The sequence below is a fragment of the Mycobacterium sp. genome (genome assembly GCF_008709575.1).
Taxonomy (GTDB): Bacteria; Actinomycetota; Actinomycetes; order Mycobacteriales; family Mycobacteriaceae; genus Mycobacterium.
Map to the genome: position 1 here is coordinate 1 of NZ_VYIK01000046.1, position 26,514 is coordinate 26,514.

Sequence of the window (26,514 nt, forward strand, 5' to 3'; positions counted from 1 at the left end):
CATGGTTGCCGTTCACTCCACGATGCTCCCCCTGGGCACTTCCCTGCCCCACTTTCGGCTCCCCGACGCCAACGGCACGCTGCACGAGCCGGCCGACGTCGCCGACGCCGCGGGCCTGCTGGTGGCCTTCGTCTGTAACCACTGCCCCTACGTGATCCACATCGGACCCACCCTGGGACGGCGGGCCCGCCAATGGATGGACCAGGGCTTGGCGGTCATGGCGATCAACGCCAACGACGTCGCCGCCTATCCGCAGGACGCCCCGGACCGCATGCCGGCTTTCGCCGAGCAGAACGGCTGGACTTTTCCCTACCTGTTCGACGAGAGCCAGGACGTCGCCCACCTGTTCCGGGCCGCCTGCACCCCGGACCTGTTCCTGTTCGACAAAGACCGCAAGCTGGCCTACCGCGGCCAGTTCGACGCGAGCCGCCCGGGTAACGATCAGCCGGTCACCGGCGACGACCTCGACCGGGCCGTTCAGGCGGTGCTGGCCGGCCGGCCGGTGCCCGGCGACCAGATCCCCAGCATCGGCTGCAACATCAAGTGGAAACCGGGCAACGAGCCCGACTACCTGCCCGCCTGATCGGCCGAAACGAGATCCGGGCTGCGGCGAGCCGGTGCAGACTTGTGCCATGACAGCATGTGAGCTCACCGCCGTCGCGCTGACCGCAGCGCCCTCGCCCGCGCTCCGGTCCCGGGCGTCGACGTCGCCGCGGGCAGCGTGACCGCGCACCCCGGCGGGCCCGAGCCGCGGCGGCTCCTCAACGGCCTCTCCGACATCAGGGCGTTCTTTCACACCAACACCGTGCCGCTGTACTTCATCTCGCCGACCCCGTTCAACTTGCTCGGCATCGACCGCTGGGTGCGGAACTTTTTCTACTTGACCTATTTCGAGTCGTTCGACGGTCAGCATCCGCGCGTGTTCTTGCCCCGGCGGCGCGACCGCATTGATTTCGGGTCCATGGGCGATGTGTGCAATCACCTTCTGCGTGATCCCGAGACACTGGAGTTCATCGCGCAGCGCGCGCCGGGCGGCAAGGCCTGCTTTGTGATGCTCGACGAAGAGACTCAGGTTCTGGCGCGCCAGGCGGGTCTGGAGGTCATGCATCCGCCCTGGGAGCTAAGCCACCGCCTGGGCTCCAAGATCGTCATGACGCGCCTGACCGACGAAGCCGGCGTGCCGAGCGTGCCGCACGTGATCGGGCGAGCCGGCTCCTACGACGAGCTGGTGGCGCTGGCGCAGAATGCCGGGCTGGGCGATGACCTCGTGGTCGAGGCCGCCTACGGCGACGCCGGCAGCGCGACGTTCTTTGTGCGCGGTCACAGCGATTGGGACCAACACGCCGACGAGCTCGCCGGGCAGCAAGACCTCAAGGTGATGAAGCGGATCCGCAACGTCGAAGTGTGCATCGAGGGCACCGTGACCCGCTACGGCACCGTGATCGGGCCCGCAATGACCAGCCTCGTCGGGTATCCGGAGCTGACTCCGCGCAAGGGCGGCTGGTGCGGCAACGACATCTGGCGCGACGTGCTGCCGCCGGACCAGACGCACACGGCGCGAGAAATGGTCCGGAAAGTGGGTGACGTGTTGAGCCGCGAGGGCTACCGCGGCTATTTCGAGGTGGACCTGCTGCACGACCTGGACACCGACGAGCTCTACCTCGGCGAGGTGAACCCGCGCCTGAGCGGCGCCAGCCCGATGACGAATCTGACCACCGAGGCCTACGCCGACATGCCGCTGTTCCTCTTCCACCTGCTCGAGTACCTGGATGTCGACTACGAGCTCGACATCGAGGAGATCAACTCGCGCTGGGAACGCGGCTACGGCGAAGACGAGGTCTGGGGTCAGGTGGTGATCGCGGAGACCTCGCCGGATATCGAGATCTTCACCGCGACGCCGCGCACCGGCGTGTGGCGCATCGACGACGACGGGCGCGTCTCCTTTGCACGTACCGCCAGCGACTGGGCCTCGGTCAACGACGGGTCCGAAGCCTTCTACATGCGTGTCGCCGCACCCGGAGACTTACGTTGCGAGGGCGCTCAACTCGGCGTGCTGGTCACCCGCGGGCATCTGCAGACCGACGACTACCAGCTCACCGAACGCTGCCGGCGCTGGGTCAAGGGCATCAAGGCGAAGTTCGCCTCGACGCCGCTGTCGCCGTCGACGCCGATCATTTCGCGGCTCGTCGCCCGAGCGTGAGCCGATGGGTGGCGAGTACCGCGCCGGAATCGCTGCCGGCTTGGTCACAGGTGTGGGCCTGATCGGCGTACTGGCCGCTCCCCCACCTCCTGGTCCAGGAGTCGCGGTGAAGCCGGCCAGCGTGGACACGGCTGATTCCGCACTGGGCGACGGCACGGCTCTCATCGTCGGTGGCAGCGGCCTGACGACTCCGGGCCCGGCCTACGCGGATGCCGCCGACGCCCTGTACTTGGCGCCACGCGGCTTTACCGGCACGACGCAGGTCGTGACCACCCCCGAAGAGCTCTACCCGTTCTTCGGTCCTTTCGGCGGAACGCTCGATGATTCCGTCGCCGAGGGCGAAAAGATCCTGGACACAACGATTTTGACTCAATTTCGCGGCGGGAATCTGAGCGCCGAAAACCCCGCCGTGGTCTTCGGCTACTCGCAGAGTGCGATCATCGAATCGCTGTTGCAGAGCAAGCTCGCAAGCCAGGGTGTACCCAGCGACGACGTCCACTTCGTGCTGATCGGCGATGTGAGCGCGCCCAACGGTGGCCTCGTGGAACGTTTCAACCTGCCGGACAATGCGCATCCGACGTTGCCGAGCCTGGGCATCACGTTCACCGGAGCCGGACCGGCTGATCTGTACCCCACCGACGTCTACACCCACGAATACGACGGCTTCGCCGACTTCCCGCGATACCCCATCGATGTCTTGTCCGACCTCAACGCACTTTTGGGCATCGCTTTCGAGCACACCACCTATCTGGGGCTTACCTCCGAGCAGATCAGCGACGCCATCGTGTTGCCGGGGTCGGAAAGCCTGGGCGCCGACACCTTGACCAACTACTACATGATCCCGACACAGGGCTTGCCGCTGCTGGACCCGCTGTTGTTGCTCGGAGGCGGCGGCAGAGCCCTTTACGATCTGCTCGAGCCCGACATGCGCATCCTGGTCAACCTCGGCTACGGCAGCATCACCGACGGCTGGAGCCAGGCCGCCGCTAATGTACCCACGCCGCTGGGCTTCCTGCCGGACACCGACACCCTCGACAGTATCCTGACCCAACTTCCGCACGCGCTGGCCGACGGCTGGCAGCAAGGCGTCTCGGACTTTCTCGACGATGTGATCCATCCCAGCAACCCATCGCCAGGGTTCGTCCCGGAACTCGCCAGGGCCGCAGTAGCGTTCGTCGGCACCAAGTTGTCGGCTTTCTTCTCCACCCCCACCACCGCCCAGGACCTTTTTGACACCTTCCCGCCCCATACCGGCATTCCCGTTATCGACGTGACCAGCGCGCTGTTGGTCAACCTTCCCGAAATCGACTACAGCATCTTCACGGCCGATCTCGCCGCCGGTAATCTCGAGAACGCCATCGGTGTGCCGATCGCTGCCGACCTGGGAATACTGCCCCTGGCGTTACTGGGTGCAGCGCTGTAGCCGTTTCGCCGGCTCCGGTGGTCAGCGCAGTCCCCCACCACCTGATGTATATCGCGGTTGCCGAGCTGACGGGTAGGCGATCTAACTATCTGCTCTCGCATTGGAATTCTGACGTGGGGCGGGCGGGGCTCGAACCCGCGACCAACGGATTATGAGTCCGCGGCTCTAACCAACTGAGCTACCGCCCCCGGTGCCAACTAGCTGCAGACATGCGCTCTGCCGTTAACTGATTTGATCATCGTCACTGAGCATGTGGCCATAACGGTCAAGCGTTATGGCCGCCGTCGCGTGTCCCAGAAGCCGCTGCACAACCTTGACATTAGCGCCCGCACGGATCGCGAGGGATGCCGTGGTGTGCCGCAGCCCGAACCGCCGAGCGGCCCAGCGACCCCGTTGGAACATGTGACCGATGACCGGCTCCGCCGCGCGGATGCGATCCTGATACGCCACACCGACCGACTGCCGTTCATGGCGCCGACCTCTTGGGCCTCGTTTGAGCCCGCTCTTCGCAGCTGGGTTGACGCCGAGGCGGTGCGCCGGGACGCATTGCCTGATGCGATGCGTCCACAGCTTGTTGAAGCGACTCAAATCAGCGAATCGTTGCGCTTGTACGACTTCCGATGTCGTTCCGAACGCGCTTGGTGGACAGCACCATTCGGGATATCGGAGGGCATCCCGGCCGGCATGACTACCTGAGGATATGTGGCGGCGTTGTCGGTCAGCCGGGACCTTCTTGCCGTGATAACAGATCATACTGACCTGCCCCAAATCGTGATCCGGTCGGCATCGCGCCGGCGCTGCACGAAGTGCCGCAGACCACGCCGCGGCGTCCACTCGCCGACGTATTACGGTGGAGCGCTTAACCTCGAACGTCACTCCCGGGATAGTGAGGACTAGCCCAAATGTCCCACGATCACGAGTTAGCAGTTGCAGGGGTAACGGAACAGGAAACAACGCCAATACAAGCGCCTTTACGACCATCAAGGGGAGAACTCGCAGTGGTACACAAAGTACAGGTCCGCCGTGTCTATGATGCCCCGACGCGCGGTGATGGATATCGCGTGCTAGTGGACCGAATCTGGCCGCGCGGCTTGACCAAGGAAAAGGCGAAACTCGATGAGTGGTGCAAAACCGTCTCGCCTTCCACTGAGCTGCGCAAGTGGTATCGCCATGATCCAGAGCGTTTCACGGAGTTCGCGCGACGCTATCGCGACGAGTTGGCGGAACCCGAAAAGGCCGAAGCACTAGCACATTTGCAGACGTTAGCGGAAAAGGGGAACCTGACTTTGCTCACGGCAAGCAGAGCCGTCGACATCAGTGAGGCTGCTGTGCTCGCAGCAATGCTGACGTGAGTTCGGCCAAACCGCAGACGTGGGTGGGGGCAAATGCCAACAACGCGCAGGATGGCGAAGCGTGATGTCGCCCCGCGCCACCTTTAGAGATATCGGCAGACCTGTTGGGCGGTGCAGGTGGCGGGTTCGGGCGTGCTTGCCTGGTGGCGTAGGCGGGCAATCGTGTCGCGGAGAGCAACGAGCTTGCTGATCTGTTCGTCGAGCTCGGCGAGTCGGGTGTCAAGAAGATCGCGGACGTGTTCGCAGGGGGCCTGACCGCGGTCGCGGATCAGCAGGATCTGCCGGATCTGGGCGAGTGTGAGCCCGGCGGTCTTGCCCCGGTGGATGAAGTCGATCCTCGCGATAACCTCCGGTGAGTAGTCGCGGTAACCGGCGGGTGTGCGTTCGACTTCGGGGAGCAGGCCCTGCTCCTCGTAGAACCGCAAGGTCTTGGTGCTGATGCCGACGGCGTCGGCCAGCTCCCCGATCCGCACTGCCTGCCTCCTGGTTCAGGTCTTGACCTTGACCTGCACTGGAAGGTCCATTCTGGCGCCAGCGAACGGATTACCCAAGCGATTCACGAGGAGAAGAGCGAAGTGCAACAGATTGTGCGCACGATGACCGACAAGGTTGGGGTTGTGGGCACCGTCGTGTCCAGCATGGCGTGCGCCATGTGTTTCCCGGCCGCAGGCGCTATCGGAGCCGCCATCGGGCTGGGATTCCTCTCCCGGTGGGAAGACGTATTCATCAACGTTTTGCCGCTATTTGCGGTGCTCGTCCTGATCGCCAACGGACTGGAGTGGTTGGTTCATCGGCGCTGGCGTCGCAGCGCCGCGGGGATGATCGGTCCGATCCTGGCTCTGATCGGGTGGATGTCGTTCATGAGCGGTGTCCTGGCGCCGAATGCGGCGAGACTGGTGCTGTACGCAGGCCTGGTGGTCATGGTCGTCGTCGCGGTGTGGGACCTGATCTCGCCGAGCAGCCGCCGTTGCGCGCCAGAAGGCTGCGAATTGCCCGCGAAACACGAATGACGTCGACTGAAGGGACACGCCGTGGAGCAGACGAGGGTCGATCTTGCCGTGGTCGGGTCGGGTGCGGCGGCGTTCGCCGCCGCGATCCGCGCCTCGACGCTGGGCAAATCGGTGGCGATGATCGAGCGCGCCACGGTGGGCGGGACATGCGTGAACACCGGCTGTGTGCCGTCGAAGGCGCTGCTCGCCGCCGCCGAGGCCCGTCACGTGGCGCTGGACTCCGGGCGCTTCCCCGGGATCGGCACGCGAGCTGACCCGGTCGAAATGCCCGGCCTCGTCGAAGGCAAACGCTTCCTGGTCGAGGCGCTGCGTGCGGAGAAATACCTCGACATCGCGGCGTACTACGGCTGGGCGCTGCTGCGCGGGCAGGCCTCGTTCGACGGCACCCCGGACGCTCCGGTCCTACATGTGACGGCCGAAGACGGCAATAACAGGCGCGTCATCGCCGCGCATTATCTGGTCGCGACCGGCTCCCGGCCCACTACTCCCCCGATCGACGGGCTGCGCCGGGTCGACTACCTGACCTCGACCACGGCGATGGAGCTCCCAGAAGTTCCCCAGACACTGCTGGTGCTCGGCGGCGGCTACGTCGCCATGGAACTGGCCCAGCTGTTCGCCCGGCTGGGCAGCACGGTCACCATGCTGGTCCGCAGCCGGCTGGCCTCCCGCGAGGAGCCCGAGGCGTCGCAGGCCCTGCTCGAGGTGTTCGCCGACGAGGGCATCCGGGTGGTCGCTCCGGCGATCATCGACTCGGTGACCACCGATCCGGCCACCGGACACCCGGCAGTGTCCTCCTCGGTGGCCGGCACCCCGCAGACGTTCACCGCCGAGCGGCTGCTGGTGGCGCTGGGCCGCACCCCGCTCACCGACGGGCTCAACCTGGAGGCGGTGCGCGTCGACACCGGCGACGACGGGGCGATTGTGGTCACCGATCAGCTCGCGACGTCCAACCCGCGCATCTGGGCGGCCGGGGACGTCACCGGGCAGCGCCAGTTCGTCTACGTCGCCGCCTCACACGGCGCGATGGTGGTCGACAACGCGTTCACCGGCGCGCAGCGCTCGGTCGACTACAGCCAGCTGCCCCGGGTGACGTTCACCAGCCCCGCACTGGGCGCGGTCGGGATGACCGACGCGCAGGTCGCCGCGGCCGGTATCCGCTGCGACTGCCGCGTGCTGCCCTTGCACCACGTGCCCCGGGCCCTGGTCAACCGCGACACCCGCGGGTTCGTCAAGGTCGTCGCCGACGCCGACACCGGACGGATCCTCGGGATCACCGCAGTCGCCAAGGACGCCGGCGAGCTCGCCGCGGCCGGGGTCTACATCCTTGCGGCCGGCATGACCGTGCACCAGGTCGTCGATAGCTGGGCCCCGTATCTGACCATGGCCGAGGGCATCAAGATCGCCTGCCAATCCTTCAGCACCGACATCGCAAAGCTGTCCTGCTGCGCCTCGTGACGCCTACCCGGCGCTCGGCGCCGTGACGTGGGCTCTGGCCCAGCGATAATCGGCTTTCCCCGACGGCGAGCGTTGCACGCGAGGGCAAAAGACGATCTCCTTGGGAAGTTTGTAGCGCGCGATGTGTCGGGCCGCTTCGGCGACGATCTCGTTCGCATCGGCGTGGGCACCGTCGGCCAATTGAACCAGCGCGACGACTTCGTTTCCCCACCGGCTGCTGGGCCGGCCCACCACCACGACGTCATAGACCCCGGGGTGACGGGCGATGGCCGCCTCGACTTCCTCGGCGAAAATCTTCTCACCCCCCGAGTTGATCGTCACCGCATCGCGGCCCAGCAGCTCGATATGGCCGTCGGCGTGCCAGCGGGCCCGGTCGCCGGGAACGGCATGCCGGATCCCTTCGATCACGGGAAAGGTCCGCGCTGTCTTGTCCGGATCTCCCAAGTACCCCAACGGTATCGAGCCCTGCTGAGCCAGCCAGCCGATCTCGTCGTCACCCGGGCGAAGGATCCGGCTCATGTCGGCACTGACCACCACCGCGCCCGGACTCGGGGTGAAAAGTCCGGTCGCAGGCTGCGCGCGACTCGACGTCTGGCCCATCTGCGGACCCGTCTCAGAGGACCCGCCCGCGTCCAGGATCGTCACGTGCGGCAGCAGGTCGACGAATCGCTGTTTGACCGGCGCACTGAGCGCCGCCCCGCCGGTCATCAGCACCATCAGCGCCGACAAGTCGTAGTCACCGGACTCCAGTTCGTCGAGCAGCGGTCGACCGAAAGCATCGCCGACAAACGACAGTGACATAACGCGTTCTCGGCTCGCCAGCGTCAAGGCTTCCCGAGGATCGAAATGACTTGTCGTCGCAGGCATGACAAAGGTGCGTCCGCTGAGCAGGTTGATGAAAGCCGCCCATTGCGCCGCGCCGTGCATAAGGGGTGCCACTGTCATCGAGCCCGGTCCTTCGGGTCGGGATCGCGCGACGATGTCGTCCAGGCTCTTCACCATGTCGCCGGAACCGAAGATCCGCCCACCCATGGCGGCCAGGTAGATGTCGTGCTGGCGCCAGAGCACCGCCTTGGGCAATCCGGTGGTGCCCCCGGTGTAGAGCATGTAGAGATCGTCGGGAGAAAGTGCCAGATCGGGCCGCTCGGCCGGCATCGATGCCAGCAACTCTTCGTAGCGCACGGCGCCCTTGAGCGGCTCGATCCCGGACTCGTCGTCGACGTGGATCAACGGCATCGGCGGCAGCTCGGTGAGCGCTTCGGCCAACGCCGGCGCAAACCGCGCGTGATAGATGACCGCGTCCGCCCCGGCATTGCCGAGCAGGTACGCCAATTCTTCCGACGTGTAACGGTAGTTCACGTTGAACGGGGCAACCCGGGCTTTGTAGGCACCGATCATGCCCTCGAGGAATTCGTTGCAGTTGGCCAGGTACAAGCCCAGATGGCTTTGACCCGATTCATGGGCCGCTAATTCGGATCGTTCCCGGTGCGCGCCGAGCCCCCAGGCATACAGCGCCCGAGCGAGCCGGTTTGTGCGCTGGTCAATCTGAGCAAAGGTGAATCGCCGATCCCCGAAGACGATGCAATCCCGGTCGGGGTTGGCAGACGCGACTGCCACGAACACCTCGGCGAGGTTGAATTCCACTGCCTCTCCTCAGATCAACCAGCTGGAGTCATGTCCCTGCGGCGGTCGAAGGCCGGGAAGGTCCGGAGAAGGAGCCTACGTCCGTGTGGAAAAGCGTATCGCCGGCTCTTACTGTGGTGCGATTGGTATGTCGTTCGCGTCTGGTTGTGGGCGCGATCATGGTAGTCGGTGACAGCCGGATGCGAGGAAATGGGGTGATGACCCATGAGTGGATCGGGACTGCAGGCGACTGTGACCCTTCCGCCGGATGCGCCGGAACGGGCGGCAGCCCATCACGAGGTGCATGTGCGTCCGGTACGGCCACTGCCAGTTCCGTCGATGACCACCCAGTTGACGGTGCTCACCGAGAAGGGGTCAGCTCCCGCGGAGACCGCGCACTTGCAGCAGATTGCCGGTGGCTATGGCAAGACGGTGAGAGACACCGACACCGAGCTCACCATCGACTTCGACGAAGTCACCGCATTGTCGTGGGAACGTCACGACAGCTACTCGCTATACACCATCTATCAGCCCTTCAACCTCGCGAAATTCGACCCCCAGACCGATCTACTGTCCCAGTTGCCGCTACCCGCCGGATGGCTCGCAGGCATCCCGGGCCGCACGTTGGCGGCGGTGCATGCAGTGTTGCTGCCCGCATACGACTGGTCTGAAGACGCGGCGAGCCAGTTTGCCCACCGAACCCTGGGATCGGGCCGGTTACTGGGTTCGCGGCTGCGCGGCGACGCCGCCCGGCTTTACACCACCTATCAGCTGTCCCCCACCAAGACGTCACGCTTTTTGATGCTCTGCAACCCGATGACCGAGGGCCGCGCCGGGCGCATCACCGCCTCGTTGCTCGATGTCGAACGGTATCGGATGCTGGCACTGGTGGCCTATCCCCAGGCTCGAGCACTGCTGTCTCAATTAGTCGAGTTGGAGGCCCGGCTCACCGAACTGACACGCAGTATCGAAGACGAGCGCCGTGATGACCGCGGGCTACTCGATGAGCTGATCAAGCTAGCAGCGGTCGTCGAGTACGACATCGCAGCCCACGTCGGGCACTTCGACGCCGCCCGAGCGTATTACGCGATCGTCGAACAACGCATTGAGTACTTGCGAGGATCGTCTTTACCCGGCTTGATGGGTGTATTCACCTTCTTGCGAAGGCGACTGGTGCCGGCGATGGCGACCGTGGCCGCCGCCACGCAACGGATGGAAGGTCTGTCCGGACGAGTAGCACGCACCGCCGACGTATTGCGCACCCGAGTAGAAGTAAACGCGGAGTTACAGACTCAACAACTGCTCCGGGGGCTGCGTCGGGGCCAGACTCTGCAGTTGCGTCTGCAACAGACGGTCGAAGGATTGTCCATCGCTGCTATCTCGTATTACATAGTCGGGCTGGTGGGCTACCTGGCCAAGGGAATCAAATCACTCGGCTTAGCTGTCAACGAGAGCGCCATGACCGCGTTGAGCATTCCGCTGGCCATCATCCTCGTCTGGCATACCGTGCGCCGGGTGCGCCGCCAGGTTCACGACGTCGACCGCGGCGATTCTGACGACGAATCCCCCAGTAGACCAGGGCAGGCATGAGAAATTACTGTGCCTGGCTCACTGACGACATGTGAAAGTCGGGAATCCGCAGCGACGGCATCGCCGCCCGGGTGGCCCAGTCGGCCCATTCCCGCGGCAGCGTCACTTCGCTGCGGCCGGCCTGGGTGGCCCGCCGCAGCAGATCGAGCGGGCTTTCGTTGAACCGGAAGTTGTTGACCGCGGCGGTCACCCGGCCGTCCTCGACCAGGTAGACCCCGTCGCGGGTGAGCCCGGTCAACAGCAGCGTGGTGGGATCGACCTCGCGGATGTACCACAGCGTGGTCAGCAACAGGCCGCGCTCGGTCCCAGCGATCATCTCGTTCAGCGACGCAGTTCCGCCGGTCATCAGCAGATTGTCGGCAGCGACTGCGACCGGTGCGCCGAATTCGGCGGCGGCGGCCCGCGGGTAGGCCAGCGCGTTGATCACCCCGTCGCGCACCCAGTCCACCCGTGCGATGTCCATCCCGTTGTCGAACACCGACACCGTCTCCGACGAGGCGCTCGCCGCGACGAACGGCATACACTCCAGGCCTGCTGCACACGGGTCGGAGTACAGGGTCAGCGGCAAATCGGTGAGCCGCTCCCCCACCCGGGTACCGCCGCCGGGCGCCGACAGCGCGGTGCGGCCCTCCTGCGCGCCGCGACCGCTCATCGTCCAGCTCAGATAGATCATCATGTCGGCCACCGTCGACGGCGGCATGATCGTCTCGTAGCGCCCTGCGGGCAGTTCGACGATCCGCTCCGCCCAATCGAGCCTTGTCGAGAGTTGCTGCAGTAGCAGATCTGTTGGCACGTTAGCGAAATCAGGTGTGCCGACACCCGCCCAGGCGCTGGCGTTGCCGCGTTTGGCGTTGATCTCCACCGAACCGGTGGGTTGGGTGTAGCGGCGGCGCACACCCGTCGACGTCGCCACCCACGTCGTCTCCGTGACGTGGTGCGCGAACCCGTACAACTGGTCGACGCCCCGGAATGCCCCGCCGAGCCCCCGGGCGACGTCGTCGAATACGTCGACCCCGGTACCGGGTATCGGAGCGTCCCAGTCGTCGGGTGTGTCGGTGCCGCTGAGCAGCGGCGCGGCGTCGCGGGCTTCCGGGGCCGCATCAGCCGCCTGCGCCGATGCCCCGACAAGTCCGGTGATCAGCGACGGGTCGACCTCGGCCGAGCGACGCACCCCGACGCGGGCGGCAGCGTCGTGGCGGGCAATAGAAATCACGGTTGTGCTGCGGCTCGTGGATACCCCGTTGGTGGTCATCGAGTTGTTCGCCCAGCGCAGCGACGCCTCGCTGCGGTCGGTGACCAGCACGATGGTCTCGTCGGCCCGTGCCGCGTCCAACGCCAAGGCGATTACCTGCGAGGCGGGGATCATCGGCCGGCCTCGGTGCGGGTGTTGAGCACGTTGACGCCGCGGAACAACGCCGACGGGCAGCCGTGGCTCACCGCGGCGACCTGCCCGGGCTGGGCCTTCCCGCAGTTGAACGCCCCACCCAGTCGCCACGTGGCGCGCCCGCCGACGGCTTCCATGGAATTCCAGAAATCGATGGTGCTGGCCTGGTAGGCGACGTCCCGCAGCTGACCGCCCAGCTGCCCGTCCCTTATGCGAAAGAATCGCTGGCCGGTGAACTGAAAGTTGTAGCGCTGCATGTCGATCGACCAGGATTTGTCCCCGACGATGTAAATGCCGTCGTCGACCCCGCCTATCAGGTCGGCGGTGGACAATTCGTCCGGGCCGGGCTGTAGTGACACGTTGGCCATCCGCTGGATCGGCACATGGTGCGGGGAATCGGCATACGAGCAGCCGTTGGACCGGGCCTGCCCGAGCCGCCGTGCGAACACCCGGTCGAGCTGGTAACCGACGAAGATCCCGTCGCGCACCAGATCCCAGCTCTGAGCGGCCACGCCCTCGTCGTCGTAACCAACGCTGGCCAAACCGAATTCGACCGTACGGTCGGCGGTCACGTTCATCACCGGTGAACCGTAGCGCAGGCTACCCAGCTTGTCGGGTGTGGCGAATGACGTTCCGGCGTAAGCAGATTCGTAGCCGATAGCCCGGTCGTATTCAGTGGCGTGCCCGATGGATTCGTGGATGGTCAGCCATAAGTTCGTCGGATCGATGACAAGGTCGGTGGGCCCGGGCGCCACGCTGGGCGCCTTGATTTTCTCGGCCAGCAGCGAAGGCAGCTCGGCCAGCTCGTCGCTCCAGTTCCACACGTCGTCGTCGGCGAGCACCTCCCAGCCGCGCGCGGAAGGCGGGGCCAGGGTGCGCATCGTGTCGAACTCGCCCGACGCGGCGTCGACGGTGACCGCCTCCAAGCCCGGCATCAGCCGCACCCGCTGCTGGGTGATGGTCGAGCCGGCGGTGTCGGCGTAGAAGGTCTGCTCCTTGACCGCGGTCAGCCAGGCCGTGACGTGATCGACGCCGTCGGCGGCCAGCAGCCGGCCCGAGTAGTCCTGGAGCACGGCGATTTTGTCGGCAGCCGGCACGGCGAAGGGATCGATCCGGTAGTTCGACACCCAGGTGGTGTCGGCGTAGACCGGCTCGGGTGCAAGTTCGACGCGTTCGGTGTTGAGTGCGGAGAGCCCGGTTGCCACCTGCACGGCCCGGCGCGCGGTCTCGGCGGCGACCGGCGCGGACAGCTCCGCGTGCGATGCGAAGCCCCACGTGCCGTCGGCAATCACCCGCACCGCCAGACCGAGCTCGCGATCCAGCATCGAGGTCTCCAGCTTGCCGTCGCGCAGCCGGATGGTCTCGGTGGTGATGCGGTGAACCCGCAGGTCGGCGTGACCGGCCCCGGCCGCGGTGGCCGCGGCCAGCGCGGCGTCGGCGAGCTGGTGGCCGGGCAGTTGGAGAAAATCGGCGTCAATCTCGCGGTTGGGTGTCACCGGTCTACCGTAACGAGCGGTTTTAATATCTTCATGGCTATCGGGCCGCGACGATCCAGCGCCCTGGCGTACGGGCTGCTCGCCCCGAGCTTGTTCGGGGTCGTCGCGTTTTTGCTGTTGCCGATGTTCGTGGTGGCGTGGCTGAGCCTGCACCGGTGGGATCTGCTGGGTCCGATCGAATATGTCGGACTGGACAACTGGCGCTCGGTGCTGACCGATCCGGTGTTCGGCAACTCGCTGGTGGTGACGCTGACGTTTGTGGCGATCGTGGTCCCGGCGCAGACGCTCCTCGGTCTGTTGGCGGCAGTGTTGTTGGCGCGCGAACTGCCGGGCAGCGGGGCGTTCCGCACGCTGTATGTGCTGCCCTGGATCTGCGCCCCGCTGGCGATCGCGGTGTTGTGGCGGTGGATCCTGGCACCGACCGACGGCGCGGTCAGCACGGTCCTGGGGCATCGCGTCGAGTGGCTCACCGACCCCGGGCTGGCGCTGCCGGTGGTCGCAGGGGTGATCGTGTGGACCAACGTCGGCTACGTCGCGCTGTTCTTCGTGGCGGGCATGTTGGCGATCCCGACCGAACTTCACGCCGCGGCGCGTACTGACGGTGCAACCGCCTGGCAGCGGTTTTGGCGCATCACGCTGCCGATGCTGCGGCCAACGATGTTTTTTGTGCTGGTGACTGGGATCGTCAGTGCTGCACAGATTTTCGACACGGTGTACGCATTGACCGGAGGCGGTCCGGCTGGCCGGACGGATTTGGTCGCACACCGGATCTATGCCGAGGCCTTCGAAGCGGCGGCGATCGGTCGCGCTGCGGTGATGGCGCTCGTGTTGTTCGTGATTCTGGTTGTGGTCACCGTGGTCCAGCATTTGTACTTCCGGCGCAGGATCAGTTATGCGCTCACCTAGCGTGGTCCTGGTATATGCCGGCCTGGCAGTGGGCGCAGCGGTTACATTGGCGCCGTTCCTCCTTGGATTGTTGACATCGTTGACCTCTGATGTCCAGTTTGCGACGGGCGTCCCTCTCTCATGGCCGCGACCGCCCACACTGGCGAACTATGCCAATTTGCGCGACGCCGGTTTCGGCCGAGCGCTGGCGGTGACCGCAGTGATGACGTCGATGATTCTGCTTGGACAGCTGAGTTTTTCGGTGCTGGCCGCCTACGCCTTCGCGCGATTGCGATTCCCCGGCCGCGACGCGCTGTTCTGGGTCTACGTCGCGACGTTGATGGTGCCGGCCACCGTGACCGTGGTGCCGTTGTATTTGATGATGGCCCAAGTCGGCCTGCGCAACACCTTCTGGGCGCTGGTGCTGCCCTTCATGTTCGGCTCGCCGTACGCCATCTTTCTGCTGCGCGAATACTTCCGCTCAATTCCCGACGACCTGATCAACGCTGCCCGCCTCGACGGCGCCCACACTCTCGACGTGATCGTGCACGTAGTGGTGCCCTCTAGCCGACCGGTTCTGGCAACGCTGGCATTGATCACCGTTGTCTCACATTGGAACAGTTTCATGTGGCCGTTGGTGATCACCAGCGGCGACAAGTGGCGGGTGCTGACCGTGGCCACCGCCGGACTCCAGTCACGGTATAACGCGCAGTGGACGCTGGTCATGGCCGCGACGACGGTGGCGATCGTGCCGCTGATCGCGCTGTTTTTGTTGTCCCAGCGGCATATTACCCGCACGATCGTTTTGACAGGACTGAAATGAGCCGGGTTCAGTGGACAATGATCCGGCCCCGGTATTCGACGCTGGCCGCTGGGGCGATCGTGGTGCTTGCCATGTTTTTGGTTGCGACTGCAGTGCTACTGGACCGCTTGGCCGCACCGCGTATCGGCAAGACGGTGGTGACGGTTCGACTGTGGGACGAGCAAGTCGCCGCCGCCTACCGGCAGTCGTTCGCGGCATTCACCCGTGCGCATCCTGATATCGAGGTGAAAACCAATGTGGTGGCCTATTCCGTGTACTTCGACACGCTGCGCACCGATGTGGCCGGGGGCAGTGCGGACGACATCTTCTGGCTGTCCAATGCCTATCTGGCCGGCTACGCCGACAGCGGACGCCTGATGCACATTGCCGACTCCACATCGGACTGGGAGCCCTCGGTGGTGGACCAGTTCACCCGTGACGGGGTGCTGTGGGGTGTACCGCAACTGACTGACGCCGGGATCGCGGTCTACTACAACGCGGACCTGTTGGCCAGCGCCGGCGTCGAACCTGGTCAGCTGACGCAGCTGCGGTGGAGTCCGCAGGGTGGTGACACCCTGCGGCCGTTGCTGATCCGGCTGACTGTCGACGCCGAGGGTCACAACGCGGGCGCACCGGGTTTTGATCCTCGTCGGGTGCGGCAGTGGGGATATAACGCCGCCAACGACCCGCAGGGCATCTACCTGAACTACATCGGCTCCGCCGGTGGTGTTTTTGAGAAGGACGATCGGTTTGCCTTCGACAACCCCGGCGCGCGCGTCGCGTTCAGGTACCTGGTCGCCCTGATCAACGTCGATCACGTCGCGCCGCCGGCATCGGACACCAACAACAACGCTGACTTTTGCATAAATCAGTTCTTGGCCGGAAAGATGGCGCTGTTTCAGTCCGGCACTTACAACCTGGCCCGCGTGGCCGGCCGGGCTCGATTCCACTGGGGCGTGGTGATGTTGCCGGTCGGTCCCAAAGGCCGGGTCAGCGTCACCAACGGCATTGCTGCTGCCGGTAATGCGAAAACACCACACCCTGATGCGGTGCGCAGGGTGCTGGCCTGGATGGGCAGCAGGCAGGGCAACGAGTACTTGGGTCGTCGTGGCAGCGCCATTCCGGCAGTGCTGTCGGCGCAGCGAGTGTACTTCGACTACTGGGCGGACAAGGGCGTCGACGTTACACCGTTTTTCGCGGTGCTGAACGGGCCGCGTATCCCGGCACCCGGCGGAACCCGTTTCGCCGCGGGTTATCAGGCCATCAAATCCTACTTCGACGAGATGTTCCTCGGGCGTGGCGATGTCGCGGCGACCTTGCACGCGGCCCAGATAGCAGGTAACGCCGCCGCCCGCCGTTAACGGATCGGATCTTAGGCCGACTTGTTTATCCCTGATGCCAATCCGGCTCGCGCGGCTTACCCACGACAGGAGCGGGACCCTGAGTCGTCGCACCAGCTGGAGCCCCGGCACCGGGCTTGGAAGCTGACCATGTGCCAGGAGGACAGGGGGTGTCCAGCGGCGTTGGTGCGAGCAGCATGGAAGCGCCTCTGGCCAGTGGGGGAATTGCTGCAGATACTGCGGACAGCGGCTCCGGCAGGGCGCCCGCCGCAACCGGTGCGCCCGGTACTGCCGCTGCTGGCACCGCACCCGTGAGAACGTCTTGCAACGGCGCGGCAATGCCGGCCGGCGCGCCAGCACCACCCGCCGGGATGGCGGCTAGGCCCGGTGCGCCCAGCAAGGGTAAAAAGCCCCCCAGGACCGAGGTTGCGTTCTGTAGTGGCTGCAGGATGCCGGGTGCGGCGGCAGCTGCCGGGGCGGCTACGGGTGCTGCGCCGGCGATGGGCGCGGCTGCTGGGACCGCGCCGCCGACCGGAGCGCCCACGGGGGCACCGGCCGCTGCTGGCACTGCGCCCCCGACGGGGGCGCCAGCTGCCGCTCCGGCTTCCGGACCGAACGCATCGGTTAACACTCCAGCATCCGGCAGTGACCCACCGGCCACGCCCGGCAAAACTGCTCCCACCGGTAATCCGGCACCCACATCAGCAGCAGCGGGCAACCCGGCGACTAGGGGTGCGACGCTATCCGGCGCGGCTGCCGCTGGAACGCCCGACCCCACCGGCAGTGCAGCGGCCAAGGCCGGTACCAAACCCGCCAGCGGCTCGGGCAGTCCAACCGGTGCAGCGATGATTCCCGGAACAGCGTCGACGCACGGAACGCCCTGGATTGCCGGAGCGGCCGAGGCCGGAGTCATGGCCGAGCTGAGCGCCAGAACGGCCCCGTAGAGCCCTGCGGTGGCAATGGCAACGACGGCCAGGCGTTTCGTGGTCCGTGACATCTATTCCTCGGTTCGTGTCATAGCGACGGGCCGAATTTATCGTCTTGACTGATTTGCTCAAGGAGCCATTCAGCCGGTTATCAAACAGACGTCAAAGAGAGTCGCCCCGGTAACAAGCGGGCGCCCCACAAGAATGCGTGGCCGGAACGCACTCGATGGCACCACGGCGGAGGCTAACGCTTCCACACGTAGGGCTATGAGCTATGCACCAATGCGCAGAAGGCACTGCTGCCGGACGCCGAGCACCTCGATCAGGCCGAGGATGCGAAGTTCGGCAAGAACGGCCGTGGCGACGGGCTGCTCGAGGAGCTGGACGACCCAGCCGTGTGCCCTGCCGCAGGGCCTCGAGTGTAGGTCCAGGGCGGCGACACGCCGAAAGTCGCCGCCCTCGACGCACAACCGAAATCCACCACCTGCGGCAGCACCACTGAACCCGCCGAAACTGTGACCGACCCAGGGCCCTATGCCCCTAACGCGAGTTCGGCTGCCAGTGCAGCCGCACACACTGCCAGAGCGATCGACAGGCTCAGCCAGTCGATCAGGCCCGGCCGCGACGGGGCGGCCGAGATCTGACCAGCGCCGCCACGTGCGGTGATCGCATCGCCCATCTCGTCGGCGCGACGTAGCGTGACCGTGATGGCTGTGGCAAGCAGATCCACCAGTTCCAATGCGCGACGCCTACGTCGAGCCCTGCGTGTACTCGGAATCTGTTTGGGCCGCAATCGACGTGCGGCGTAAAGCACCCGGAATTCGTCGATCAGCATCGGAAAGGCTCGCAATGCAAGCGCCAATGAAACCGCCCATTCATCGATGGGAATCTGCAGCCACCGCAGAGGTCGACCCAACGTCGCAACTGCCGGGGCAATTTCAGCGACATTGGTGGTCCACGAGATCATTGCCCCCAGGCCAAGCAGCACTATCGACAACGCGGTGATGCGCAAGAAGTTCAGCAGCCCTCCGAGTCCGAGTGAAATCGTGCCTATCCGCATTACCGGACTGCCGCCGGCCAATGCCGCCGTCAACGCACCGAACGCCAGCAGAATCCACAGCCAACGAGGCACCGACGGCAACGCGCCGCGCGGAATATGGGCGATCCGTCCCGTCACCAACACCAATGCGGCAATCAGCCCGATCGCCACCCAACCCGGGTAGAACGTCAACAGCACCGAAACTGCAAAGACGACAATCAGTTTGGTTCCAGCCCACATGTCATGGATCATCGAGCCCTGAGGCACCGGCCGTAGCAGCATCACAGGTCGGGTTGATCGGCGGGGCGATACGGCGGTCGTCACAACGCGCCCTCCTGCGCCGCCGAGGCCACTTCGAGCGCACCATCGCACAGATGCAATGTGCGAGGGCACAACTGCATCAGGTCGGCGAAGTCGTGCGAGAGCAGCACCACGGTCAGCCCTCGGTCTCGTCGCAAGTCCTCCAACAATCGGAGCAAACCGCGCTGGCTGGCGGCGTCTAACCCGGCCAATGGCTCATCGAGGATCAGCGCTCGCGGCGCCCGCGCCAACAGACCGGCCAGGACCACCCGGCGCATCTGGCCTCCGCTGAGCTGATCGATGCGCCGCTGGGCGAGCGAAGCATCCAGCCCCACATCGGCAAGCGCGGCTATCACCGCTTCGCGGTCGTGATGCGAAAAGCCGGCCACAGAAGCCACTTCCAGATCAACCCGGCTGCGCATCAGTTGTAGCCGGGCCGCCTGGAACGATAAAGCCACCGCGCCCACCTGCTGATCGGTGGGCTGGCCATCGAGCAGGCACATTCCGAAGGTCGGGGTCGTCAGCCCAGCCATGATCCAGGCCAGTGTGGACTTACCCGAACCGTTGCCTCCGTGGATCAGCACGCCGTCGCCCGGATAGACCGAGAAACTGATGTCTCGCAACGCAGTCGTCGCCCACGGCGTGCCGCTGCCGTATTCGTGGCCAACCCCGATCAGCTCGAGCACCGGTTTTTCGCCCTGGTGACCCACCATGGCGGGAGCCGCCGACTCGACTGTCGTCTCGACTGTTCCCGTGTTGTCCGGTGAATCGCTGAGATTGACAATGCGATCCGCAGACTCGGCCTCGTCGCTGTAATGGGTGATATGAACCAGCGCCGTGTGATGCCGCTTGGTCAGGCCGGAGAGCACGCTTAACAGCGCATCGCGTCCCTGCTGATCGACCATGCTGGTGACCTCGTCGGCAATGAGCAGCGTCGGTTCGCGCGCCAGCGCCCCGGCCAGCGCCAGCCGCTGTAGTTCACCGCCGGACAGGCTACCGGTGTCACGTTCGGCGAACCCATCGAGACCGACTTCGCCGAGTAACCGGTCGACGTCGGTGGTGAACCCGGCTGGCAGTCCCCAGACCACGTCGTCGGCGACTCGAGTGCCCAGCACCTGGCTCTCCGGATGCTGCATGACGACGGCGGTGCCGCCCGGCTGCCCCAAACCGACCGCACCAGGCCGTTCGACGCTTCCCGACGTCGGCTCCCGCCCCGCCAGGATCAGCATCAAGGTGGTCTTTCCCGAACCGTTGGAACCGGTGATGGCCAGGTGTTCGCCGGCGCGCACCTCCATGGTCACCGTGCGAAGCGCATCCTGCGGGGCCCCCGGGTAGCGATATCGGACCTCGCTAAGTCGCACCGGGACCGGACCGATCGGTCCGCTCTCGGTCTGCGCATCCAGTTTGTGCACGTCGGGGATGCCGCCGTCCATCCGTCTCAGCACCCGCGACAGCGCCCACCACCCGATCAGCGAAACGAACAGGGCCGTGGCAGCCGAGTGGGCGAGCATCAGCCATGGCCAGTAGTGCAGAGCGAGACCCACGAACCGCTTGAGGCCGTTCCCGGCCCAGTCCAGGCCGATCCATGCCAGCCCCGCGGCGGCCCCGGTGACGTTGGCGGTGATCGAAGCGAAGATCAACTGGCGCAGCCGCGTCAGCACCGCCAGCGCGACAACCACCACAACCCCGAATGCGGCGCCAGACACACACGACACGCCGATCACCGTCGGGGTGCCGCGGCCACGGCGTTTGACGAGACCGATCATTTCGCCGATGTAGGCGTTGTAGACGACAGTGATGAATCCGCCCATGCCGGCGATCAGGAACGCAATGAGCCCCGCAGCGACCGTTGCCGAAATGAGCACGCGCAGGCGGTAGCGGTAAGCGAGCAGCCCCATGGGCACAGTGCCCAACAGCGACAGACCCGCGGCGAACGGGACAACCACCGCGATGATTGCAGTCGCTGCGGCTAACGCCGCCATGACCGACGCCTGGGCCAGTTCGCCCGGACGCAGCGATCGCGCCCGTCGGGGCGGATTCGCTGAGCCGGTTGTCACCTCACCGATTCTGCCAGCCGCCGGGCCGTGTCTGGTGGCAGCAACGGTGCGTGCCACCTGGTCTACATAGCAAGGCTATGCAAATATGGATGTCATGGCGTCGTTCACGGGCACCGAAGCCGGCTCCGGTCTGGGGGCGGATTTGCTGGCTGTGGTCGCTCGTCTCAACAGGTACGCCACTCAGCGCATCCAGATGCCGCTGCCGGCCGCCCAAGCTCGACTGCTGGCGACGATCGAGGCCCACGGAGAGGCACGAATCTGTGATCTGGCTGACATGGACCACTGTTCACAACCGACGATGACGACCCAAGTGCGCCGGTTGGAGGACGCGGGCCTGGTCACTCGGACCGTCGACCCTGGTGATGCCCGCGCCGTTCGTATCCGCATCACCCCGGAGGGAGTCCGCACGCTCAACCGGGTGCGCATCGACCGGGGCGCCGCGATCGAGCCGCAGCTGGCCAAGCTGCCGCCCGCGGACCGCCAGACGTTGACCGAAGCGGTCAGGGTGTTACGGCGGCTCATCGAGGATGCCGGGCCCGGGCCGCGGCCGAGATAACACTCCGCGGTCGAAGCGAGTGGTGGTTGCCGGCGCATGATGGCGGGTAGACAAGTCATCGATCGACCCAACATGATCGGTGCGAAAGGTGGTAACCATGCCGACGGAGGCGTTTGCGTCACCGTTGACTGTCTGGGTCGGACCGCGCCACTACACTTTTCCCGCGGGTCGCGACGTGACCGTGGGCCGCGACAGCCGGTGCGACGTCCGCCTCGGTGGCACCGGCCCGGCCACCTCGCCCACCCATGTGGTGCTGCATCACGACGGTCGGAGGTGGGTGGCCATCGACCACAGTCAAAGCGGGATCTACGTCGACGGCGTGCGGATGTCACGGGTCCTCATCCGAAACGGCCTGGCTATCTCTCTCGGCGACCCGCGGCACGGGCTGCGCTTGGCATTCGAGATTGGCCGGCCGACGGCGCCAACGTCGACTCCCCCGCCGGGTGTCGACAGACTGTCTGAGCGGAGCGGCCAGCCCAAACCCCTTCCCGGGCAACTTCCGCCGTGGTCAGCGCGGCCGGAGCGGCCGGCCGGACCGAGCCAGCCCAAACCGCCCCGGGTCGATGCACGGCCGCGATTGGCTCGTCCTTCGCAGTTGCCCACCCAAGCTTTTCGCGATCCCCAGTCCCCGCCGCAGTCCCGGCGCACCCTGGAACCGCCCTCGCAGCTGACCACGCAACGATTGCGGTTACCGCGGCTGCCGCAGCAGCAACCGCCTCAGCCGAGCGGGCCGGTAACGCCACACCTCGCGGGTCTGGAGGTGCACCGGGTCGGATTGAGCGTCGCCGGGCAACCGGTGTTGGCCGACATCTCGTTCACCGCACAGCCCGGCACACTGAGCGCGGTAATCGGGCCATCGGAGGTAGCGCGTACCAGTCTTGTCAGAATCGTCGGCGGCGTGCTGCGGCCCGGCGCCGGACGAGTCGCCATCGACGGGCATGATCTGTACGCCGAGGACATGCGGCGGCACCGGATCGGGATGGTGCCCCAAGACGACCTGCTACACCCGCAGCTCACCATCGAACAAGCCCTGGGATACCTCGCCGAATTACGTTTGCCGCCAAACACTTCCGCCAATGACCGACGTCAAGTTGTCGATCGGGTCCTTGGCGAGCTGGAACTGACCGCGCTTCGCACCGTTCAGGTCGGTACGTTGACCCGCGAGCAGCGCAAGCGCGCATCGGCGGCGGCGGAACTGCTCACCGACCCGTCTGTGCTGGTACTGGAAGAACCGACCGCGGGGCTTGACACGGCGCAGGAACGCCGAATCGTGGCGGCGTTGCGCCGCGTCGCGACCGCCGGCCGGGTCGTGGTGGTCTCGACGACTTCGGTGGATCAATTCGATGGCTATGACCAAGTGCTGACGCTCAACTCAACCGGCCTGCTCGTGTCCGGCCACCAGCGAGCCTTGCCGGAACAAGCTCCGGCTGCTGCGGCCGAGCCGCTTACTCGGCCTGCCCACATCGCACTGGGGCGCCAAATCGCCCTGGCGATGCGCCGGCAGACCTGGCTCGTCATCGCCGACCAGCGCTATCTGATCTTTCTGACGTTATTGCCGGTGCTGTTCGGCGGGCTGGTGCTGCTGGTGCCCGGCCATACTGGCCTCGGCCCGGCCGACCTGTACGGCAACAGTCCCGATGAGGCTCTCGAAATTCTGGTTCTGCTGATATTCGGGGCTGTCGTGATGGGTACGGCATCGACGATTCGCGACATACGCAGGGAACGGGCTGCCTTTCGTCGAGAACACGCCGATGGATTGTCGACAACCGCCTATCTGACCGCCAAGATCGGTGTTTACAGCTTGATTGCGATGGCGCAGGCCGCGGTAACCACCACTGTTGCCGTCGCCGGCAAAGGCGCGCCCAGCCATAGTGCCGTCCTGCTCGGTACCCCGATGCTCGAGCTCTACCTGGCCGTGGTTGTCACAGCTATCGTGTCGGCTCTTGTTGCGCTAGCTCTCTCATCGATGGCGGGATATGCCGCGCAGCTGCTGCTGATGGCGGTGTTGGTTGTCCTGATCTCAGTTCTTTTCTGCGGCGGCGTTTTTCCGCTCAATGGCCGATTCGGGCTAGAGCAATTCGCGTGGCTGCTGCCCTCCCGATGGGGATTCGCGGCGGCGGCCTCGACCGTCGACCTGCCCGAGATCAATTCGCTGGCAAGCTCCGACCAGTCATGGACGCACTCGGCCGGCTGGTGGTTGTTCGACATGGCGATGCTGATCGCTTTGGGGGTTATGTGGATCCTGTTCGTGTGCTGGCGACTGCGAAGGTCGCTGAGCGAACAAGGGTCGCCGACCGGCACCACGTCACGACCACGATGAGCACTCCGACGGCATAGTGATGGCCGGGTCGCCGATCGAAAAGTCCAGCCGGTGGTTTCATCGGACGCGGGTTTGCTGCCAGATTGCGCTGTCGGTGAAGTGGTTGTCGAAACGTTCTTGGCTGTCGAGCAGTTCCCCAATGGTGGCGTGGCCGTCACGCAGCCGCGCCAGCAAGCGGAAGTAGTCGAATCGCTCGACGCCCGGGGCGAGGACGATGAGCACGTCGGCGGACTGGCCGGTTGGCGCTGCGAACGCGTGCGTGATCGTGGGTGGGACAAATAACAGATCACCTTCGCGGGCGAGATGTATCCGATCGTCGGTGAGCACCTGCAATTCCCCGCCGAGCACGATGTGGGCAAGAACGAGCCGGATGCGGTCGATGTGCTGCTGAGGCAGTGGGAGCGCGAATGCCCGGGCCTGGACCTTCAGACCATCGCCATCTTCGGTCGCCTCGCCCAGATCTACCTGCGGGCGAATCGGGCCGTGGAAGCGGTATTCGCGCGCCACGGGTTGCGGCGTAGCGAGTTCGACGTACTGGCAGCCCTGCGCCGCGCCGGTGCGCCGTTCGTCTTGACCCCGTCGGTACTCGCGGCCACCTTGATGTTGTCCCGCGCCGGCATGACCAACCGACTGGACCGATTGGAAACCGCTGGCCTGGTGGAGCGCCGTCTGGATCCCGTCGATCGTCGCAGCTATCTGGTTGTGCTCACACCGCGTGGCCGCCACCTGGTGGAAGCCACTCGAGGACCACGTTGCCAACGAAACCCGGTTACTATCCGGGCTGTCCGACCGGGACAAAGCACTGCTGGATCGACTGCTGCGCAGGATATTGCGCAACCTCACCGAAACGACGCCGGCGATCTGACGAGCTGACCGCCCGGCGCGCTTCAGCTACCGACCGTTTCCACGGCGGCGGGCGAGTGCGGCCATCTTTCCGGTGTCTCCCCGACTGCTTCGGGGATGCCTGCCCGCTGCGGCCGCACGTAGCGCGCCCACGCCAGCACGGTCGCGGCGATGTAGCAGATGAAGAAAATCCAAAATGCCGGTGTCTCGGTGCCGGCACTGTCGTAGGACTGGCGCAGCACCAGGCTGATCCCCACCCCGCCGAGCGCCCCGAAAGCGCCGGCGAACCCGATCAAGGTCCCCGACATTACCCGCGCCCAGTGCCGCCGTTCGGCGTCGCTGACGTCCAGGGTGCGGCTGCGCAGTTCGAACATCGTCGGGATCAGTTTGTAGACCGCCCCCTTGGCCGCGCCGCAGAAGGCGAACAATGCGATGAACCCGACGACATAACCGATGGTCGTGGCCAGTGTCACGGGTTCGCCCGGGCCGCGGGTGAGGTCGTCGTGGGTGCTGACGACGACCAGGAGCCCAGCGGCCAGGATCGAGGCTCCGAAAACGAACACGGTGACACGACCGCCGCCAAAGCGGTCACTGAGATGGCCGCCTGCCACCCGCGCCAGCGATCCCAGCAGCGGCCCGATGAAGGCCACCTGGGCGGCGTGCAGCGCCGCCTGCCCGTGACTTTGCCCGCTGATCACGAAGTTGTGTTCCAAAACCTCGCCGAAGGCGAACGCGAAACCGAGGAAGGAGCCCGACGCACACAAGTAGAGCACGGCGATCCCCCACGAGTCGGGCACCTTCAGGGCGGCTTTGAAATGGCTCATGTCGATGCGGTAGTGCAGGTTGTCCATGAACAACGCAGCGCCAAGACCAGCGACGGCCAGCAGCACCAGGTAGAACGAGCACACCAGATACGGCGCTTCGTGCCCCGCGGTGGCCAGCACCAGCAGACCCACCATCTGCACGGCCGCCGACCCGAGGTTGGCCAGCCCACCGGTAAGCCCGAGCGCCAATCCCTTGAGCCGTTGGGGGTAGAAACCCTCGGCATTGGCCATCGACGAGGTGTAGCTGCCGCCACCCAAGCCGGTCAATGCCGCACACACCAGATACGGCCACAACGGCAGGCCGGGGTGGGCCAGCAGCCACATGGTCCCGGCGGTGGGGATCAGCAACACCATCGACGAGAGCACCGCCCAGTTGCGGCCGCCGAACCGGGCGCCCGCCATCGCGTACGGTATTCGGGCCAGGCCACCGACCAGGGACGCGGTGGCGCCGATCAGCAACTTGTCGCCGGTCGAAAATCCGTAGACCTCGCGCGGCATGAACAGCACCATCACCGACCACAGATAAAAGATCGAGAAGGCAGTATGCACGGTCACAACCTGCCAGATCAGATTGCGACGAGCGATTCGGCTGTTACCCGCCGCCCAGCCTGTGGTGTCTTCAGGATTCCACTCTGCTATGCGCTGCCTGCGCGCCATATAGCGTTTGCCTTTCAACGATCATGCTGATGGACGCCACGTCACGACAACCGGCGTTGGTTGGTCATAGCGGATCGACTGGTCGAAACGGCCTCGGCGTTCCCAGTTTTCCGTGACTTTTAAGTTCTAGCAGACCCGGCCCATTGCCGCCGTTCAGGCGAAGCCGAACCGGGCGATGCACAGGATTTTTCCAGGAAACCCAGCCGCGCTGCCGTTGTGTCCCGACCGATCCATCCGCAACCTGACCGCGCGAAACAGCCTGGCAGTCACGCGCCAGCAAACTCGACAACAACGTCACTCAGTGCCGTTCGGAGACAGTATCGAGTACCTAATTCTCGCCGCTCTCGCCATATCGCGTGCGCAAGAGGCGCAACTGTGACTGTTGCTGGTGCGTGAGGCCGGTGGCGCTGCGATCAGATGGCACAACACTGC

At 65.4% G+C, this 26,514-nt stretch carries 20 protein-coding genes, 1 tRNA gene and 2 pseudogenes; 13 read left to right on the forward strand and 10 right to left on the reverse strand.

The features are described 5' to 3' along the window. The first annotated feature begins 1 nt into the window (after position 1). The 3 genes from F6Q13_RS11700 (at position 2) to F6Q13_RS11710 (ending at position 3,623) form a co-directional block, all read left to right on the forward strand. Positions 2-583: a thioredoxin family protein gene (locus F6Q13_RS11700; protein ID WP_293056493.1), complete on the forward strand. Its 582-nt coding sequence runs from the start codon at positions 2-4 to the stop codon at positions 581-583. A gap of 138 nt (positions 584-721) precedes the next feature. Next, entirely contained in the window at positions 722-2,200 is a 1,479-nt protein-coding gene (locus tag F6Q13_RS11705) for a biotin carboxylase (protein ID WP_293056497.1), read from the forward strand. Between the two features lie 4 nt (positions 2,201-2,204). Next, positions 2,205-3,623, forward strand: coding sequence for a PE-PPE domain-containing protein (locus F6Q13_RS11710; protein WP_293056499.1), 1,419 nt, complete (start codon positions 2,205-2,207; stop codon positions 3,621-3,623). A gap of 114 nt (positions 3,624-3,737) precedes the next feature. Here F6Q13_RS11710 and F6Q13_RS11715 read toward each other — a convergent pair. Together F6Q13_RS11715 and F6Q13_RS11720 are read right to left on the reverse strand one after the other, a co-directional pair. Continuing rightward, positions 3,738-3,811: transfer RNA gene (locus F6Q13_RS11715), tRNA-Ile, on the reverse strand. A 49-nt stretch (positions 3,812-3,860) separates the two neighbouring features. After that, positions 3,861-3,989, reverse strand: a pseudogene (locus tag F6Q13_RS11720) (tyrosine-type recombinase/integrase); the annotation flags it as partial. Between the two features lie 632 nt (positions 3,990-4,621). On the opposite strand from F6Q13_RS11720, the gene F6Q13_RS11725 reads away from it, so the two are divergent. After that, positions 4,622-4,975, forward strand: a complete 354-nt coding sequence (locus F6Q13_RS11725; RefSeq protein WP_293056501.1) for a DUF488 domain-containing protein — start codon at positions 4,622-4,624, stop codon at positions 4,973-4,975. A gap of 83 nt (positions 4,976-5,058) precedes the next feature. Here F6Q13_RS11725 and F6Q13_RS11730 read toward each other — a convergent pair whose 3' ends face one another. Next, a complete protein-coding gene (locus tag F6Q13_RS11730; protein ID WP_293056503.1) occupies positions 5,059-5,448 on the reverse strand; it encodes a heavy metal-responsive transcriptional regulator in 390 nt (129 codons plus the stop codon). 123 nt (positions 5,449-5,571) lie between these two features. On the opposite strand from F6Q13_RS11730, the gene merC reads away from it, so the two are divergent. Both merC and merA read left to right on the forward strand, forming a co-directional pair. Further along, entirely contained in the window at positions 5,572-5,985 is a 414-nt protein-coding gene (gene merC / locus F6Q13_RS11735; protein WP_293056505.1) for an organomercurial transporter MerC, read from the forward strand. A gap of 21 nt (positions 5,986-6,006) precedes the next feature. Then, positions 6,007-7,440, forward strand: a complete 1,434-nt coding sequence (gene merA / locus F6Q13_RS11740; RefSeq protein WP_293056506.1) for a mercury(II) reductase — start codon at positions 6,007-6,009, stop codon at positions 7,438-7,440. A 3-nt stretch (positions 7,441-7,443) separates the two neighbouring features. Here the strand turns inward: merA and F6Q13_RS11745 are convergent, their stop codons facing one another. Then, on the reverse strand, positions 7,444-9,084 hold the full coding sequence (locus tag F6Q13_RS11745) for an acyl-CoA synthetase (protein WP_293056508.1): 1,641 nt from the start codon (positions 9,082-9,084) through the stop codon (positions 7,444-7,446). Between the two features lie 204 nt (positions 9,085-9,288). On the opposite strand from F6Q13_RS11745, the gene F6Q13_RS11750 reads away from it, so the two are divergent. Further along, positions 9,289-10,653: a DUF3422 domain-containing protein gene (locus F6Q13_RS11750; protein WP_293056509.1), complete on the forward strand. Its 1,365-nt coding sequence runs from the start codon at positions 9,289-9,291 to the stop codon at positions 10,651-10,653. 4 nt (positions 10,654-10,657) lie between these two features. Here the strand turns inward: F6Q13_RS11750 and F6Q13_RS11755 are convergent, their stop codons facing one another. After that, positions 10,658-12,019, reverse strand: coding sequence for a metallopeptidase TldD-related protein (locus F6Q13_RS11755; protein ID WP_293056510.1), 1,362 nt, complete (start codon positions 12,017-12,019; stop codon positions 10,658-10,660). Further along, on the reverse strand, positions 12,016-13,533 hold the full coding sequence (locus tag F6Q13_RS11760; RefSeq protein WP_293056511.1) for a TldD/PmbA family protein: 1,518 nt from the start codon (positions 13,531-13,533) through the stop codon (positions 12,016-12,018). The genes F6Q13_RS11755 and F6Q13_RS11760 overlap by 4 nt, the downstream gene beginning before the upstream one ends. 33 nt (positions 13,534-13,566) lie before the next feature. On the opposite strand from F6Q13_RS11760, the gene F6Q13_RS11765 reads away from it, so the two are divergent. Genes F6Q13_RS11765 through F6Q13_RS11775 form a run of 3 tightly spaced genes read left to right on the forward strand, consistent with a single transcriptional unit; the run spans position 13,567 to position 16,581 of the window. Next, positions 13,567-14,439 (forward strand): carbohydrate ABC transporter permease, encoded by an 873-nt coding sequence (locus F6Q13_RS11765; RefSeq protein ID WP_293056512.1) that lies wholly within the window; start codon positions 13,567-13,569, stop codon positions 14,437-14,439. Then, on the forward strand, positions 14,426-15,241 hold the full coding sequence (locus tag F6Q13_RS11770) for a carbohydrate ABC transporter permease (protein ID WP_293056514.1): 816 nt from the start codon (positions 14,426-14,428) through the stop codon (positions 15,239-15,241). The genes F6Q13_RS11765 and F6Q13_RS11770 overlap by 14 nt, the downstream gene beginning before the upstream one ends. A 17-nt stretch (positions 15,242-15,258) precedes the next feature. Further along, on the forward strand, positions 15,259-16,581 hold the full coding sequence (locus F6Q13_RS11775; RefSeq protein ID WP_293056538.1) for a sugar ABC transporter substrate-binding protein: 1,323 nt from the start codon (positions 15,259-15,261) through the stop codon (positions 16,579-16,581). 1,437 nt (positions 16,582-18,018) lie between these two features. Here F6Q13_RS11775 and F6Q13_RS11780 read toward each other — a convergent pair. Both F6Q13_RS11780 and F6Q13_RS11785 read right to left on the reverse strand, forming a co-directional pair. Further along, positions 18,019-18,807, reverse strand: a complete 789-nt coding sequence (locus F6Q13_RS11780; protein ID WP_293056517.1) for an energy-coupling factor transporter transmembrane protein EcfT — start codon at positions 18,805-18,807, stop codon at positions 18,019-18,021. A 38-nt stretch (positions 18,808-18,845) separates the two neighbouring features. Then, on the reverse strand, positions 18,846-20,807 hold the full coding sequence (locus tag F6Q13_RS11785; RefSeq protein ID WP_293056540.1) for an ABC transporter ATP-binding protein: 1,962 nt from the start codon (positions 20,805-20,807) through the stop codon (positions 18,846-18,848). A 169-nt stretch (positions 20,808-20,976) separates the two neighbouring features. Between F6Q13_RS11785 and F6Q13_RS11790 the strand changes: the two genes are divergently transcribed. Then, complete coding sequence (locus F6Q13_RS11790) at positions 20,977-21,438, forward strand: MarR family winged helix-turn-helix transcriptional regulator (protein WP_293056519.1); 462 nt, start codon at positions 20,977-20,979, stop codon at positions 21,436-21,438. A 97-nt stretch (positions 21,439-21,535) separates the two neighbouring features. Further along, on the forward strand, positions 21,536-23,758 hold the full coding sequence (locus F6Q13_RS11795) for an ATP-binding cassette domain-containing protein (RefSeq protein ID WP_293056521.1): 2,223 nt from the start codon (positions 21,536-21,538) through the stop codon (positions 23,756-23,758). Positions 23,759-23,815: 57 nt separating this feature from the next. On the opposite strand, the gene F6Q13_RS11800 is transcribed toward F6Q13_RS11795, so the two are convergent. After that, positions 23,816-24,442 (reverse strand): cupin domain-containing protein, encoded by a 627-nt coding sequence (locus F6Q13_RS11800; RefSeq protein ID WP_293056543.1) that lies wholly within the window; start codon positions 24,440-24,442, stop codon positions 23,816-23,818. On the opposite strand from F6Q13_RS11800, the pseudogene F6Q13_RS11805 reads away from it, so the two are divergent. Next, a pseudogene (locus F6Q13_RS11805) lies at positions 24,323-24,631 on the forward strand (MarR family winged helix-turn-helix transcriptional regulator); the annotation flags it as partial. The gene F6Q13_RS11800 and the pseudogene F6Q13_RS11805 overlap by 120 nt on opposite strands. Positions 24,632-24,645: 14 nt before the next feature. Here the strand turns inward: F6Q13_RS11805 and F6Q13_RS11810 are convergent. Next, complete coding sequence (locus F6Q13_RS11810; protein ID WP_293056545.1) at positions 24,646-26,082, reverse strand: MFS transporter; 1,437 nt, start codon at positions 26,080-26,082, stop codon at positions 24,646-24,648. Positions 26,083-26,514: the final 432 nt, after the last annotated feature.